Origin of the sequence: Veronia pacifica (assembly GCF_001707825.1) — a bacterium.
In the GTDB taxonomy this organism is placed as follows: Bacteria; Pseudomonadota; Gammaproteobacteria; order Enterobacterales; family Vibrionaceae; genus Veronia; species Veronia pacifica.
Map to the genome: position 1 here is coordinate 35,403 of NZ_LYBM01000037.1, position 15,608 is coordinate 51,010.

General features: G+C 46.8%; 11 protein-coding genes and 2 tRNA genes. All 13 read left to right on the forward strand.

What is annotated here, in order from left to right:
* The first annotated feature begins 58 nt into the window (after positions 1-58).
* Positions 59-1,039, forward strand: coding sequence for a type VI secretion system-associated FHA domain protein (locus A8L45_RS17425; RefSeq protein ID WP_068904621.1), 981 nt, complete (start codon positions 59-61; stop codon positions 1,037-1,039).
* Between the two features lies 1 nt (position 1,040).
* Complete coding sequence (gene tssJ, locus A8L45_RS17430; RefSeq protein WP_068904624.1) at positions 1,041-1,508, forward strand: type VI secretion system lipoprotein TssJ; 468 nt, start codon at positions 1,041-1,043, stop codon at positions 1,506-1,508.
* A gap of 2 nt (positions 1,509-1,510) precedes the next feature.
* Positions 1,511-2,827 (forward strand): type VI secretion system baseplate subunit TssK, encoded by a 1,317-nt coding sequence (tssK, locus tag A8L45_RS17435; RefSeq protein WP_083228397.1) that lies wholly within the window; start codon positions 1,511-1,513, stop codon positions 2,825-2,827.
* Between the two features lie 7 nt (positions 2,828-2,834).
* Positions 2,835-3,941, forward strand: a complete 1,107-nt coding sequence (icmH, locus tag A8L45_RS17440) for a type IVB secretion system protein IcmH/DotU (RefSeq protein WP_068904628.1) — start codon at positions 2,835-2,837, stop codon at positions 3,939-3,941.
* Position 3,942: 1 nt separating this feature from the next.
* Complete coding sequence (tssM, locus tag A8L45_RS17445; protein ID WP_068904630.1) at positions 3,943-7,383, forward strand: type VI secretion system membrane subunit TssM; 3,441 nt, start codon at positions 3,943-3,945, stop codon at positions 7,381-7,383.
* A gap of 12 nt (positions 7,384-7,395) precedes the next feature.
* Entirely contained in the window at positions 7,396-7,911 is a 516-nt protein-coding gene (locus A8L45_RS17450) for a protein kinase domain-containing protein (RefSeq protein WP_175402013.1), read from the forward strand.
* 209 nt (positions 7,912-8,120) lie between these two features.
* Complete coding sequence (locus A8L45_RS17455) at positions 8,121-9,257, forward strand: anthrax toxin-like adenylyl cyclase domain-containing protein (RefSeq protein ID WP_068904634.1); 1,137 nt, start codon at positions 8,121-8,123, stop codon at positions 9,255-9,257.
* A gap of 206 nt (positions 9,258-9,463) precedes the next feature.
* Positions 9,464-10,615: a hypothetical protein gene (locus A8L45_RS17460; protein ID WP_068904636.1), complete on the forward strand. Its 1,152-nt coding sequence runs from the start codon at positions 9,464-9,466 to the stop codon at positions 10,613-10,615.
* A 91-nt stretch (positions 10,616-10,706) separates the two neighbouring features.
* The gene (locus A8L45_RS17465) at positions 10,707-11,477 is read left to right on the forward strand and encodes a hypothetical protein (RefSeq protein WP_068904643.1); all 771 of its coding nucleotides are present in this window, start codon (positions 10,707-10,709) and stop codon (positions 11,475-11,477) included.
* Between the two features lie 140 nt (positions 11,478-11,617).
* Positions 11,618-14,197 carry an alanine--tRNA ligase gene (gene alaS, locus A8L45_RS17470; RefSeq protein WP_068904645.1) on the forward strand — a complete coding sequence of 860 codons (2,580 nt, stop codon included), beginning with the start codon at positions 11,618-11,620 and terminating at the stop codon, positions 14,195-14,197.
* Positions 14,198-14,687: 490 nt separating this feature from the next.
* Positions 14,688-14,885, forward strand: a complete 198-nt coding sequence (gene csrA / locus A8L45_RS17475) for a carbon storage regulator CsrA (protein WP_068904653.1) — start codon at positions 14,688-14,690, stop codon at positions 14,883-14,885.
* A 476-nt stretch (positions 14,886-15,361) separates the two neighbouring features.
* Positions 15,362-15,453, forward strand: a tRNA-Ser gene (locus A8L45_RS17480).
* A gap of 28 nt (positions 15,454-15,481) precedes the next feature.
* Positions 15,482-15,558 (forward strand) — tRNA-Arg (locus tag A8L45_RS17485).
* The last annotated feature ends 50 nt before the right edge of the window (positions 15,559-15,608 follow it).

The following is a 15,608-nucleotide window of genomic DNA, read 5'->3' on the forward strand; positions in this document are numbered from 1 at the left end:
AACGGACAGCGGGTCGCAACAGTGACCCGCCTATCAACCGAATAGCAGAGAACACACTATGCCGCTTTCTATCAGAATCATCAGCTCCCCGGATGGCGAGAGTATCACGGAATGGAACACCTCTTTTCCCGATGAGGGAGGTGACATTGGCCGGGCATTTGGTGCCACCATGCAGTTGAGTGATGCCAGCAGGGAGGTTTCAGCCTGTCATGCCAAAATTCGCAAGTCCAGCCGTGGCTATCAGATAAGGGATGACAGTACCAACGGTCTCTATATCAATGGCGCAAACCAGCCTCTGGGCAAAGGTCGTGAAGCACCGTTAAACGATGGCGACGTACTGGACATTGGTCGTTATCGCCTGTTGGTATCGTGCTTTGTGCCTGCAACTGCCGAGGCCAGACAAAGCACAGCTCTGGATCCATCATTGCTGGGTGATGATCCCTTTGGCAGCGCCAGTCCTGTCGAAAGTAATGTTTATAAAAGCGGTGTTTATAAAAGTGATGTTTATAAAAGCAACGTCGATAACGAATCGGATGGCATGGCGGTGCCAGATTTTCGGGTGAAAGCAGTAGACCATGTTGAAGCTGACCCTTTTTCGTCCCCAGAGCAGGAAAAAAAGGGACAAAGCCATGGTATGGATTTCAACTTTGATGCCCTTGAGGATGATCCTCTGGCCGAGTCAGGGTATCCCGGCGCGCTCATGCTTGCTCAGACCACGTCGCCAACGGCGAGCCAAGACAGGCCTTCCGATAGGGGAAATCCTAACCCGGTGTCTGTGGCGTATGCGCATCAGGAACAACACATAAACCAAGCATTGGAGATGGCGATCACCCGTTTGTTATCAGAACTTGCACCGGACACGGTTGAGCCCCTTTTTGATGATTTATCTAACCGAACTTTTCGCTTTGGTCGGCCGAATTACTGGGAGATCTACAAACGTTACTACCAACGACAGTTGGATAACCGCGACTGGCAGGTGAAGTTCTTTGCCTATTTTCAGGATGCCATGCGTGTTCAACATCACCTTCAGGAGAGCTGAGATGATCAAACTTATCTTATCTGCAGTGTTGGTCGCCGTGATGACGGGCTGTGCAATGGGCGCAGGAGAACTGGCTGCCCCTAAGTTATTGGTCAATGTGAAAGCAGCAGACAATATCAACCCCAATGTTGAAGACAGTCCATCCCCGGTGGAACTGCGGATCTTCCAGCTCAGTAAGCCCGATGCTTTCTCGCGTGCTGACTTTTTGCAGATCTTCGAACAAGAGCAGGGCACGCTGAAAGCAGAGTTGTTGCAGGTAAGACGCCTTGACAGCATTCGGCCGGGCGAGCAGCGTCAGGAGAATCTGCCGCTGGCGGCTGGTACCGAATATATCGGTGTTATTGCGGGTTTTGCCAACTATCGTGAAGCGAAAAATAAAGTGCTCTACAAGCCACTCGTTGTCCATGGCGCAGCGATCAACATTGATCTCGATGGCATCAACCTGTCTGTGTCAGGCGAGGAGGAATAATGATAGAGAGTAAAAAAGTGGTTTGGAGTGAGGGGATGTTTCTCTCACCACAGCATTTTCAGCAACAGGAACGCTACTTTGAGGGATTTGTCCGAAATTTTGCTGGTCAATATGCACCGAAAGCATTTGGGCTGACAGAGTTGGTTATTGACCATGCAATGTTGAACATAGGAAAAGTGGCAGTCAGGAAAGCCAGAGGCGTCTTTCCGGATGGCACCCCTTTTTCTATTACTGAAGAATTGGTGATCGACATTCCGGCGCATACCCACTATGCCAAAGTGTACCTTGCCCTGCCGGTGAGACGTGCTGGGGCTGTAAACGTCGGTGAGGATATGCGTTACCGATACCGCTCGACACCTCATGATATCTATGACACCACCCGCGAGAACAGTGACGCCGCTCAGGTTGAGCTTTCAACACTGAATATCCAGCTCAAACTGGAGGGTGAAGATCTGAGCGATTATGCCTTGCTGACGATTGTTGAAGTGCAGGAGCTGAAACCTGACGGTGAGATAAAACTCAATCATGCGTTTGTTCCCCAGTGTCTTCAGTTTGGTGTGTCCCAGTACTTGACTGATACTCTGTCGGACATTTTTGCCCAGATTCAATACCGCGCCAGAACTATCTCCACCCGCCTGCAGGCTGACTGTAAGAGTAAAAGTTATCAGTCAATGATGAGGGATTATCTTTGGCTTCAGATGCTGGGCGCTTGGATGCCTAAGCTGGAACAATGGCATGTGGACGGTTCTTTGTTGACCAAGTATCTCTATCATGAATGCATTTCGATGGCTGGCCAGATGCAGGGGCTGGAAGGGAAAATGCCAACCTCTTTTGCTACTTGGAATCAGGACGATCTCTACCATATTTTTTCCGTGGTGTTTGCTGAGATACAGGTGTTACTGAGGGAGGTGCAGATTGAAAATGTCACCGCGTTGGACTGGGATCTGCAGTTGTTCAACTCCCGCCGCCTTTTGCGTACTTTGGTGAAAGATCGAAGCCTGTTTGCCAAAGGCCGCTTCATTCTGGTGGTGACATCATCTATTGGGCCAGCCCGTTTGGGGAATGAGTTTCCAAAAGCCTCAAAGCTGGCGGGCAACAGTGACATTGCCAATTTAGTTCGCAATGCACTTTCAGGTGTCTCGTTACGTCATCTGCCCTATGCGCCGTCAGAGCTAAAGTCTCGTCATGATGCGGCCTACTTTGAGATAGACACCAATGATGATCTCTGGCAAGCATTGATAAGCAAAGATGAGGCGATTGCGCTGCATATTGATGATTGCATTGACAACGTCAACGTTGGCTTTCATGTGATTCGGTAGGTAGATAATGACTAAACTATTTACCGATCAACCGACTGTGCAAATCCGCCGGATAGCAGAGAACAGCACTCAGACCCAGTCGGTAGAAAAGACACATATCACAGAGCTCAGTGGGACCGAAAAGTTAAGTGATCAGCTCAGTATCTATCGTAGTCCGCTGCGTAACGAAGCGACCGAATTGCTGAGCTTGCTGGTTACCTTGCCAAGACAGGGTGAACCGCAGGATGCAGATCGTTTTCGCCAGAGACTATTGGACTCTATCGCCTGTTTTCGCCAGCGCTGTCTGGGGCTGGATTACCACCCCAGCGTTATCGAGAAAAGCTGCTTTATTTTTTGTGCGGCTTTCGATGAAGCCATTCTTCACACACAGTGGGGGCAGAAGGTGAGGTGGGAAAATCAGTCTCTTCTGAGCAAGGCATTTTCGCAGCGTAACGGCGGTGAAGCCTTCTTTGTTCTGCTGGAAAAGGCCCGTCAGCAACCAGCCAAGCTCGTGGATTTTATCGAGCTGCAATATGTCCTATTGATGCTTGGTTTTCAGGGCAAGTACCGACACGGTGACCACGTTGGGCTTCATGAATTAAAGTCTGATGTTTATGCCACGCTTTGTCGTTATCGTGAGAAGGGGGACATGCCTGTTCCTGTCACCCCTGCGCTTGTTCAGCAAAAGCCTCCACGAAGATTTTTACGTCTAAAAACTCTGATCGCTCTTGCCACTGGCTTTTTGTTGGCAGGGTACTGTGTGTCGGAATTCTGGTATTTGACCTTAAGTCAGCCTGTTGTGAACCAGTTCAACGCTGTTGATATTACAAGGGCCTATTCGTCATCTGTCGGTGGAAGCGAGATAAACAATAAGGCCAAGGGCGACAAGCCATCTCCCGCAAACCAGCAGGGGAAATGGGAGCTGGTACTGGCTACATTCACTGACAGCCCGGATGCCAGACAATTTGAGTCTGAGATCCGGGCAGCGGGTTATCAACCTGATAGTCGTGATGTCACCGATGGCACTGTGGTGTATATCGAGAAGGACGATTCACTTCAAGGAGTTCGGCGACTCAAAGACGAGCTGAATGTCCGGTTTGGGCTGAGTGCGACGATTAAGAGAGCGCAAAATTAAAATGAAAAAGACAATCCTGCTCGCGGTCTTGGCCGCGCTTTCTATCGTCGTGACGATCACACTTTGTCTGCTGGTCTCCGAGACACTGCTGTGGATTCGATATCTAGCAATCGGGTTGAACCTTCTGATATTAGTGGTGATAGGAGGCTTGTTCTGGCGAGCTCACACCAAACCGACAGGCAACCATGAACAACAGATATTGATTAAACAGGACAGCAGGGTGGTTCACCAGCTATTCAGTCTAGCCGCAAAGAAAATTCGTGGCAGTGGCCGAAACAAACTGGATAGCCTGTATACCTTACCTTGGTATTTGATGGTTGGCAGTGAGAGTCGTGATCGTATTTCATTATTACAGCAAAATGGTCTGGAACCAGTTACTGATCACCTTACTGATAACGACGAAACGGCACAGTATTTAAGGTTCTGGAGCAATGACCACATGGTGGTGATTGAAGTCGGTCACCGTCTGTTCGATGGAGAAGGTATTGATGACCCCCTTTGGCGGGTACTGGCCCGTCAACTGTTGAAGTATCGCCCAAGACAAGGGCTTAACGGTATCATTCCTCTGTTAAGTTGCCATCAACTCCTGACTGCGAACCGAACAGAACGTAAGAAGTTCGCGTCATTGTTGCAAGAAGCCTGCCTGTCATTGAGTACCACACTCAAGGTTGCTCTGCCCGTGTATCCGATGTTTTCAGAGGCAGAGAGTCTTTCTGATTTCGCTGAGTTTTTTGCCTGTTTACCCACGGATCAGGTTGAGCGCCCACTTGGCCTGACCTTTGAATGTAACGCTGGTTCTTTAGCACGGTTTGATAAGGCATCTTTTGATAAGCAGATCGATGAACTGCTGTCATCACTGGCTGAGCAGCAATTGGTCGCGCTCAGGCATGCTGGTATCGAGCAGGCGGGCAGGGTGGTGGCGTTACCTTATCAGTTGAAAATGCTGTTTCAGCGTATTAGAGAATTTCTTGCTGATCTTGGTCGTGAAAACCGTGTCCGGCAATCTGTCTGGTTGCGGGGGATGTACCTGTTCTCGACAGGTCAGCAGGGGGCTCGTCATGATCTGTTGACGCTAGATCTTGCTGAACGGACAGAGTTCAGCCGACGGGAAACGGCAGATGTGCTGCCAAATCACAACGTATATTTCTGTTCCCGTTTACTCAGGGACGTTGTGTTGCCGGAGCGCAATATCACAGGCCAGAACTCAACGAGAAAATGGGGATATTTCGCGGGTCGAGCGGCTCTGGTAGCTGTAGTGTTTGGCACAGTGTCTACGGCGGCAATGACAATGAAACATAACTGGGATCAGGATGAAAAGTGGCGTGCTGATGCCATCACTGAACTCCGAGTATATGAGAATGATGCTCACCGACTCGGCGCAAACTATACCAACGCCGATATCGTTCCTCTGTTAAATGCGTTGCGTCAGGTTGCTAACGCAGGAATTGCGCCTCGGGCGTGGTATCAACATGTCAGTTTCCGACAAGACCAGACGGCGAGACAGGTCTACCACACCTACGAACGTCAGTTGCAGGCTCTTTTATTACCCAAGCTGGAAACGCAAATCAGCGAAGAGCTGTCCGTGTATATCAACCTTGGCAATCCCAGCAAGATTTTCGAGGTGTTGCGTTATTACCAGATGCTGTTTGACCACAACCAGTTGGATAGCAATGAAATCCGAACTTTTCTTATGGAAAACCTCAGTGATCAGGGGCAGATGTCTGTGGACGATATCAGTGCTATATCATTGTTGATTGAGGATCTGTTCAACAGTCAGTATGACGACAAGCTAGCGCCCAACCGTGAGTTGATTAACCTTGCAGCCAACAATCTGGATGGCCTGTCGAAGGAGCGTCTGATTTATGCTCGGATCAAAACGTTGCCTGCATTTCGGGGGAACGTAGATATTCGCCACCAGCTCGGTGACAAGTTTGGCACCCTGTTTGAATTTTCTGACGACTTCCATGGTTATCTGATGCCGGAGATATTTACGCGATATGGTTATGGGCAAATAGACCTATCGGCCAAATCAGAATTGCTACGTCACCAGCTCAAAGAGCTTAAGGCAGTCGAGAATGACAACTCTGTTTTGTCTGTGGTCGAACTGACGGAGCTGAGTAAAAAGGTGCAGCGCCTGTATTTTGCAGACTATATCCATCATTGGCAGGATTTGCTGGCACATATTAATGTCCGTCAGTTCAGTGATCCTCAGGATTTGGCTAATGCCCTCAAGCTTGCCCGTGAACCCGTGACCAGTCCTGTGATGGATTTGCTGGGCGCTGTAGTGGTAAACACTTCGCTTGCTGAAGAGAAACAGCCGCAGACCAAAGAAAACAAAAAGCTGGCCAAGCAACTTGGGTTGAAAAAAGTAGCAAAAGGGTTGACCAAGGCAGACAAAATTAACCGCGCAGCGGGCAAAAAACTGCTTCGGCTTCAGCCATCTTTTGCCGTCAATGATGCGTTTGTCTCCTTCTCCCGCTATGTCAATGTTGATGGCAAGAAAGCGCCATTGGATGGACTGATTGGGCAGTTCGGTGCACTTAATACCTTTATTGGCCGTGCGTTATCAAGCTCAGATCCCGGGAAAACATTCCATGATATGGCACTGGCACATGCCAAAGGCAGTAAGGATGCAATTGTTGAATTTCGCAGTGTTGCCAGTACCGCCCCGGCTCCTGTAGAAAAATGGACAAAAGACATTGCCTCACAGGCATGGCATTTGGTGATGAATGGAAGTGCCCGTTATCTTGACGAGCAATGGAATGCGCGGGTTTATCGCTTTTATGTCGAAGCGATTGAGGGACGTTTCCCCTTCGCGCAAAAAGGCCGGGGAGAAGTCAGCCTTGATGATTTTTCCGCTATGTTCAAGCCACACGGACGTTTGGATGGCTTTATCGAAGCGTATCTCCAGCCCTTTGTCTACTGGGACAATGGAGTGTTGAAACGCAATACCATTGATGGCCTGCAGTTGCCTTTGGACGCAAGAGTACGTCAGCAACTTCAGATAGCGAAAAAGCTAAGCCGGGTATTCTTCGGGTTGTCCGGACAGCAACTGGCGATGACGCTGTCTGTGCAGCCGAAATCGATGAGTACCTCAGTGACAGCGTTTAAGATGGCCGGACAGGAAACCTTGTTCAGTTATCGACATGGGCCCAGAGTCTGGACGGATATTACATGGCCAATGTCCAGTATCGATGGTTATCTGCGACTTGATTTCTTTGATGGAGAAAACCGTGTGGCGTCAACGTCATACCGGGGACAATGGGCGCTGTTCCGTGCGTTGTTCGATGCCAAAGGTCATAAAAGCTCTGCCCGTCTTGTCAGGGGGATGGATTACAGATTAGACGATAAGGACATTTCCTTTGATGTGCTGTTGAAAGACGCAGACCAGCCGCTGAACAAAGAACTGTTCTCCGCCTTTCATCTCCCGGAGCATCTCTAACCCATGAGTGTTATGAGTGCAGAAGAAAGAGAAAAGTATGTGTCTTCGACCTATATCAAACATTTCACCCAATCCTGTGATATGTGGCGTGAATGGACAGCATTAACCGAGTGTGCTGGACCAGGTATCCAACGTGTCATTGATATCGATGAGCGGCGAATGACGCTTACTCTGGAATTTGATCACTCAGCCAAACCGCTGAGTGAACTCCAAAAAAGTGATTGGCCTTTATTTTTACGGTTGCTACCCAGTCTGATAAAAGCTATCCGTCATTGTCACCGTCGTGGCTGGGTTCATGGGGATCTCAAACCGGGCAATATTCTTTATCTTCCTGACAAGAGAACCGTACGGCTTATTGATTTTGGTGCCAGTTATCGCAAAGGTACCTCCCGGAAAGCATTGATGGCTTGGCAAGCAACTCCCATGTTCGCTTCGCATCAGCAGGTTCGCGGCATTGGGCGGGTGACCACAGGTGACGACTGGTATTCATTGCGTCAAATCATCAATCAGGTCTTAGCACTGATTTGAATCGGGCAGGCCATAAAAAGTGAAGCGAGGTGCCCCTCTGCGAAAGTCACCAATAGAGACGTAAAATCATGTTATTTGATTGAGAGTAGTTATATTCAGATTGTTTAGCTCAAAACCCCAATAGCTTATCTGATAAAAATTAATTTTCATTTAAGAACATTATCCATCTTCAGATGGTTTCAGTACTTTTCATTTTGATGAGATTAAATATGCATAGAAATAATATAGCGATTGAAGAGTCGGGTATTGTGCCAGAGCATGAACCGTTTTTTCTGGGTACTGCAGAAAGAAATAATTGTGTCATCATGGTTCGGCCCGTTAATAAGCTATCAACAGGTCTGATTAAAGAAGGTTATTCAACAAAAGGGTTAAATGTAAAGGGCAAATCCTCAGACTGGGGGCCTCAATCAGGGTTTATTTGTTGTGACCAGAGCTATAGTAAGTTAGTGGGAAGCAGTAAAGTTGCAAAATTTAATGATCAAGTGAAAAAATCTTTAAAAAATGGCGGGGTAAGAGAAGTCCCACTGATCATCTCCGAGACGCGATTAAGGGATCTGATTGCCAGAAAGAAAATCTTAGTAAGAATCAATGAAAATGGTGTTTTTCATATCAGTAGTCATGATAAGCACCACAAAGACTTTATTCTTTATCCCAATAAAAAAATGGATTTGGGTCAATACCCTTTATTGAAGAAAAAGAACATTAATATTTTAAATATGATGATCAGCAATATGCCGAAATTAATAAATGGCTATTGGGTATTATTCAAAGACAGAGATGGTATCGCCAAGACGCTAAATGTATTGGCTGAAAAAAATAGCGGTATTCCTTTAACAGCTGATTATGATTTATTTTCGGTGAGTCCTCATTTGAGTGTTTTCGCGCCTCATGGCGGCTTTCTCAAAAATAAGTTTAAGACCGCTACTCAGCGCGTATCTATGGCGTTGGGGCAATTAGAAAGAAGAACTCTTGATGAGGAACTGGGGAAAATATCAAATTTGACCCAGAGGGTGAAAGAAGAAATCAATGCATTGACTGGGGTCAAGGTCATTCATCATGGGTGTGAAGTAGATAACCCTTACACAGAGTTGGATTTTCCGATCACAGTATTTACGCCTACAAGGCAGGTTTTCGGGGCTGAAAACCAAACCGAATTAGAAAAGATATACAGAGACATGAACCTACTGGGTTTTGCAACTTATGCCAACAGACTCTGGACTCAAACAGGGGAAGTGACATCAACGGAAGCTGCAAGTGAAGAGCACATATTACAAGATTATGGTTGGAATGATCGACTCCGCAGCTCGCTTGAAAATGCTCAGTGTGAGGTGTTGGCAAATAACTAGTGCTATTAAAACTGAAGATGCAGGATTGAGCCCGTTTAAATGACGTCTTGAGTGCGGCGTTAGTCACTCATCCGAGGGGAAGACCTTGATGTGTCCTCGTCTTCTATACTTTCTATCGAAACGGCGAAGCGTTGAAAGAAAATGACTATTCTCAGTGAGCTTTGCCTCTAACCGAGCATTCTATCGATATAAAAAAGTGAAAAAATATGTTTAGACAATCAGGTAACTATAACGTTGAAAAAGCACAGCAGAGCTATGATTCTGCGTTCCTTAATGGATTATCGGGACATGGTCACTACGGGAAAAATAACCGCAATGAACAACGTCACCTAGCAAGCAGACAAAAAAAGTTGCCGGTACAAAGTGGAGTCACCAAAAAGCAAGCGATACAGGATGCCAAGGAATATGGTCAGATAGCGTGGGATATTCGCAGTGATATTCTAGGGTTGGTCGCTGATTCAACAGATGCCACCAAAGATGTAATTGGCTTATTGTCTGGCGATAATGGCCTATATACTTCGGGCGACTTTGAATTTTCTTATGGCTCTTATATTGGAGCCGCAAAGCTTATACATGACACCGCATTCAGTGTTTATGACTGGTATAAGGGAAACAAATCTCCGTCCTCGCTGGAAGCAAATCCGTTACTGAGCACTATCGATCAGGCCCTCAACAACAATGCAAAAACAGCCGCTTATCTCAAAAAGCGTATGGTCAAAAATATTGCTGGTGATGCGGTCTCCTATGCAGGGGGAGTGTTGTCATCGGGTACCCATGTTAATGCTCTGGGTGCTGTTCGCCATGGCAGGGCGGATACCAAGACTGGTGTCCATCTATTTAGGCTGAAAAAGCTATTGAACAAATTTAAGGGGCAAGGACTCGGTCTCGAATGCGAACTTTGCGAAGTCATTATCAAGTGTAAACAGCTAAAACTCGAGGCGCAGTCAGTGGGGTTTGCCATGGACATGATCCCGGGAAATGTGGTGACAGGTTCGGCGACCTCTGTTATCGGCTTTTTGCATGGTGTTAGTTTGGCAGAACGGTTAAAAGACCTGAGCCCTGCCATTATTGCTGCTGCGCAACGACTTCACTACAGGGCTTTCTATGAGCTTGATGATGACTATGGTCTGGCTGGATTATTTGATGAAGAGATTGAATGGGAAAAGTGTCATGACACACCTGCATTAGACATGGTGAGAGAGATATTTTCTCAGGCGGCAAAAATTGAAAAAGAAAAAGTGCTGTTTAACGTCAGAGGCCATAAATTCAAAATAGGCGGCGAACATTACAAAGCAGACAAACTAATGAGGGAGCCTGCAGGTTGGTTAGCTATTGTTGATAAACTAGAACTCTTATGACGTCATTTCATTTGGGTAAATAAGGTTAATTGTAATTAAGGTAATTTAAATTAGCTCAGTAATTGATAGTCTTATTTTAAGGTAATAAACAGTGACAAATAAGAGACACTTCTTTTGGATGCCGTATGGTGATGAATCTTTCTATGACGGAATAAAACGTTTAGTAAGAGTGGAAGGGAAAGATATATTTAAAGATTCTCAAGGAAATTCAAAAGAAATTAACCTTGCTTATATCCTTCCCAAAATAGACGGTAAAATTTATCCTTATCCAAGAGATAAACAGGAGGAAGACCTAAAAAAGGAGGGAGAATTAATTAATTCAGTGGATGAAAGCACATTTAAAGACCCTAACTTTCACAGAGCTAAGTGGTCTGATCTTAAGGAGGGCGATAATGTTTGGATAGTTGGTCATGGAAGAGCGATCGATGCCCAGACTATGGCTTGGGCGCGAAATGATTGGCAAAGTAAAAAATGCTCAGACAATGACATTGTCGTTAAAAAAGTTGAACAAATAGTCATGGAAATAGCTGCCAGAATGGAATACAAACCCTCTCTAAATTTCTATATTTTCGCCTGCTTCAGCGGTAATAAACTTGTGATGGACAGTTTAGCTGGAAACTTCGCAAAAAAGTTAAGATGTTGGGGCTTTTCAGGCCGAGTCATTGGGTGGAAAGGGGCTCTTGGGCTCAACTCAGTTATTGATAAGCAGATATCAACAGGGCGAAAGAACCACTTCATACGTTTCAGGTTACGACATCTTGATCCTAAGGCCGTTCGTTCCACCTCTACGCTTGATGGATTCAGAAACAGCCAAGAGCTCGGCACTGGCAACCATAAGAGTGTTCGTATTTACGCTATTTAAGAGGGTTGTTTGAGTTCCCTCTTTCAGCCAATGTTTTCCTTGTTTACAATGACAACCACATCGTTGTGTTATCATAGCGCCCATTTTCGTGTTTTTACGTAAAACCGTTGTTAATTAAACCCCAATTTCAGGATTAGCCAATGTACATGAGCACTGATGAGATTCGTCGCGCGTTTCTCGAGTTCTTTGAAAGCAAGGGGCACCAAATTGTGCCTAGCTCATCGCTTGTACCTGCCAACGACCCAACGTTGTTGTTCACCAATGCAGGTATGAACCAGTTTAAGGATACTTTTCTGGGGGCCGAAAAGCGCGCCTACACGCGTGCTACGTCTGCACAGCGTTGTGTTCGTGCTGGTGGCAAGCACAATGACCTTGAAAATGTGGGTTTCACTGCACGTCACCATACGTTTTTTGAAATGCTGGGTAACTTCAGCTTTGGTGATTACTTCAAAGAAGATGCCATTAAGTACGCCTGGGAATTTCTGACTGACGTCCTGAAACTGCCGAAAGAAAAGTTGATGGTCACCGTCTACGAGACAGACGATGAAGCATTTGCGATTTGGAATGAACAAATGGGCATTCCGGCAGATCGTATCGTTCGTATTGGTGACAATAAAGGTGCACCTTACGCATCAGATAACTTCTGGCAGATGGGTGACACAGGACCATGTGGCCCGTGTACTGAAATCTTCTTCGATCATGGTGAGCACATTTGGGGTGGTCCTCCGGGCTCGCCAGAGGAAGACGGCGACAGATTCATTGAGATCTGGAACAACGTGTTCATGCAATTTAACCGTCAGGCTGACGGCACCATGGAGCCGTTACCGAAACCTTCGGTAGATACCGGAATGGGTATCGAGCGCATCGCTGCCATCATGCAGGGCGTTCACTCTAATTACGAGATTGATATCTTCCAGACACTGATCAAAGAAACTGCAGATGTCATCGGTTATGAAGACTTATCTAATCAGTCTCTTCGGGTTGTGGCTGACCACATCCGTTCATGTGCCTACCTGATTGTTGACGGTGTGATGCCATCTAACGAAGGCCGCGGCTATGTACTTCGTCGTATTATTCGTCGTGCTGTTCGTCACGGTAACAAGCTGGGTGCACAGGGTGCTTTCTTCCACAAGCTGGTTGGTCCCCTAGCTGCCATCATGGGCACGGCGGGTGAAGAGCTTAAGAAGCAGCAGGCACTGGTTGAGAAAGTACTGAAAATTGAAGAAGAGAACTTTGGCCGCACCCTTGATCGCGGTATGCAAATTCTTAATGATTCGCTGGAAGCTATGGACGGCAAAGTCCTCGACGGCGAAACTGTGTTCAAACTTTACGACACCTATGGCTTCCCGGCTGACCTGACCAATGACGTTGCCCGTGAGCGTGGCCTGAGCATTGACGAGGAAGGCTTTGAATCTGCCATGGAAGCTCAGCGCCAGCGTGCCCGAGAGGCAGGTCAGTTTGGCGTTGACTACAGCAATGTCATTAAAGTGGATGAGCCATCGGAATTTACAGGCTACGGTTCCACATCCGGGCAAGGAAGTATTACCGCGATTTACGTCGACGGCGCACAGACCGAAACGCTGGCGACTGCCGATGAGGCAGTGATCATCATGGATCAAACGCCATTTTACGCTGAGTCTGGCGGTCAGTGTGGTGACACTGGTTTCCTGACTACCCCACAGGGTAAGTTCGCGGTACACGACACCCAGAAATTTGGCAATGGTATCGGCCATAAAGGCAAGCTTGTGGACGGTACGCTGAGCACAGGCGAGCGTGCCGATGCTGAAGTTGACGCTGAACGTCGTCAGGCTACTAAATTAAACCACTCTGCCACTCACTTACTGCATGAAGCACTTCGTCAGGTATTGGGCGAGCATGTTGCGCAGAAAGGGTCTTTGGTTCGTGCTGAGAATCTGCGTTTTGACTTCTCTCATCTTGAAGCTGTTAAGCCAGAAGAACTCAGACGTGTTGAAGACATAGTGAATGATCATATCCGTATCAACCACAGCATTGATACCGAGATCATGGATATTGATGCAGCTAAAGAAAAAGGTGCGATGGCTCTGTTTGGCGAGAAGTACGACGACCAAGTCAGAGTATTGACCATGGGCGACTTCTCTATCGAACTGTGTGGTGGTACACACGCATCACGCACTGGTGATATCGGCTTGTTCAAGATGGTATCCGAGAGTGGTATTGCTGCAGGTGTTCGCCGTATCGAAGCGGTGACAGGTCAGGTTGCTCTGGATAGCTTCTATCATCAACAGAATGATTTTGACCAGAAAGCGGCTGAGTCTCAGACCAAGGTGAAGTCACTGGAGAAAGAGATCCAGTTGTTGAAAGAGAAGCTGGCCGCGCAGGAAAGCGCTGGACTCATCAACAAAGTTCAGGATATCAATGGCGTGAAAGTATTGATTAGCGAGCTTAATGGTGCTGACAATAAAGCCCTGCGTACCATGGTTGATGATTTGAAAAACCAGATGGGCAGTGGTGTTGTTCTGCTGGGCAATGTTGCCAACGACAAAGTTGGCCTGATTGCTGGCGTAACCAAAGATCTGACTGGCAAAGTTAAAGCGGGTGAACTGGTTAACATGGTCGCCCAACAGGTTGGCGGTAAAGGTGGCGGTCGTCCTGATATGGCTCAGGCGGGCGGTACCGATGTCTCTGCATTACCCGCGGCTGTTGCATCAGCTGCTGATTGGTTGGCAGAACGACTCTAACCGAGCTTCTTCATTAATAGATGCCGCGAAAAGCCCTGCAATGCAGGGCTTTTTATTTGCGATCATTATTTGCACTTTGTCACATTATCTGTATGATTCACACCCTCTGATTTATGTGACGCATCGCACAATAAAAAGAGTGAGTACTCTTGAAGGTGCGCGGGTCGATGTTTTTCCACATCTTTCGAACATAAGCCCAGTTTGTGATACATATTTCAAGCAGATTGTCTAATATCAATGTGAAAATTCTCATTGCTAAACTGGTGTTGCTCGCAGAAATGCGCCATAGTGGAAAACCTAGTAATAAAAAAAGAATCTTGGGTTGAGTTGCCTTTCATCAACGTCGATTGATGGCGCTTTTCGCTGAGTTCAAATCCAGGTTTGGAATTATTGCTGCTGCAGTTGGTCTACATAGTTGTGATATGACGCTCAAGGGCATATTTGCTGGCCGAAATAGAAAGTAAGTTGTAATTACTCAAGGAGTAGAATAATGCTGATTTTGACTCGTCGCGTGGGTGAAACGTTGATGATTGGTGATGAAGTGACTGTAACTGTCCTGGGTGTTAAAGGTAACCAGGTACGCATTGGTGTTAACGCACCCAAAGAGGTTTCTGTGCACCGTGAAGAAATCTACATGCGTATACAGGCAGAGAAAAGTGGTCAAAGCCCAGCTCCAGGTAACTTCTGAGCAGAATTACGTCAGTGATTTTTAAAAAGGTCGATAGTGATATCGGCCTTTTTAATGTTCATCATTCTGACGATGACTCTTCTGCGCCACGAATACATCGACACAACCCGTCCACTTATCAAATCAACCATTCAACCTCATTCTTTCCCTTTACCCAATAACATCGCCGTGTATGAGAGAAGCTTGAGCTGCTCGTCGAAGCGAGGTCTTATATTCAATCTATGACTCACTAGATTCCCTGATACTATATTTTCTAATGCTCAGTGATTTTCTTCTTTTTGGCTATCATGGGTGGTCGGGATCACGACAAGTAACTCTCAGAAAATCTGTTCATTTTTAACGCAAGCGGTGCAAGATATACACGAAGCTGGCAGGGTTTGTTTGTTAAGTGTTCAAACGCAACGATAATGTTCATTTTTACCGATAAAGTGTTTGACATATTTCTGGCTCAAAGTAATATGTGCCTCCGCAACGACGGTGAGGTGGCCGAGTGGCTGAAGGCGCTCCCCTGCTAAGGGAGTATACGGTTTGTCCCGTATCGAGGGTTCGAATCCCTCCCTCACCGCCATGCTTATTTTGAAGATTTGTTGCACTGCGCGTCCGTAGCTCAGCTGGATAGAGTACCTGGCTACGAACCAGGCGGTCGGAGGTTCGAATCCTCCCGGACGCGCCATATTTTTGTTTCTGAATTGAATCGGAAACACGCCCGAATTGTTGTGCGCT

Coding starts and splice junctions, on each gene's coding strand:
- csrA (WP_068904653.1), top strand. CDS start 14,688: ATGCTGATTTTGACTCGTCGCGTGGGTGAAACGTTGATGATTGGTGAT.
- A8L45_RS17425 (WP_068904621.1), top strand. CDS start 59: ATGCCGCTTTCTATCAGAATCATCAGCTCCCCGGATGGCGAGAGTATC.
- tssJ (WP_068904624.1), top strand. CDS start 1,041: ATGATCAAACTTATCTTATCTGCAGTGTTGGTCGCCGTGATGACGGGC.
- alaS (WP_068904645.1), top strand. CDS start 11,618: ATGTACATGAGCACTGATGAGATTCGTCGCGCGTTTCTCGAGTTCTTT.
- A8L45_RS17460 (WP_068904636.1), top strand. CDS start 9,464: ATGTTTAGACAATCAGGTAACTATAACGTTGAAAAAGCACAGCAGAGC.
- A8L45_RS17450 (WP_175402013.1), top strand. CDS start 7,396: ATGAGTGCAGAAGAAAGAGAAAAGTATGTGTCTTCGACCTATATCAAA.
- tssM (WP_068904630.1), top strand. CDS start 3,943: ATGAAAAAGACAATCCTGCTCGCGGTCTTGGCCGCGCTTTCTATCGTC.
- icmH (WP_068904628.1), top strand. CDS start 2,835: ATGACTAAACTATTTACCGATCAACCGACTGTGCAAATCCGCCGGATA.
- A8L45_RS17455 (WP_068904634.1), top strand. CDS start 8,121: ATGCATAGAAATAATATAGCGATTGAAGAGTCGGGTATTGTGCCAGAG.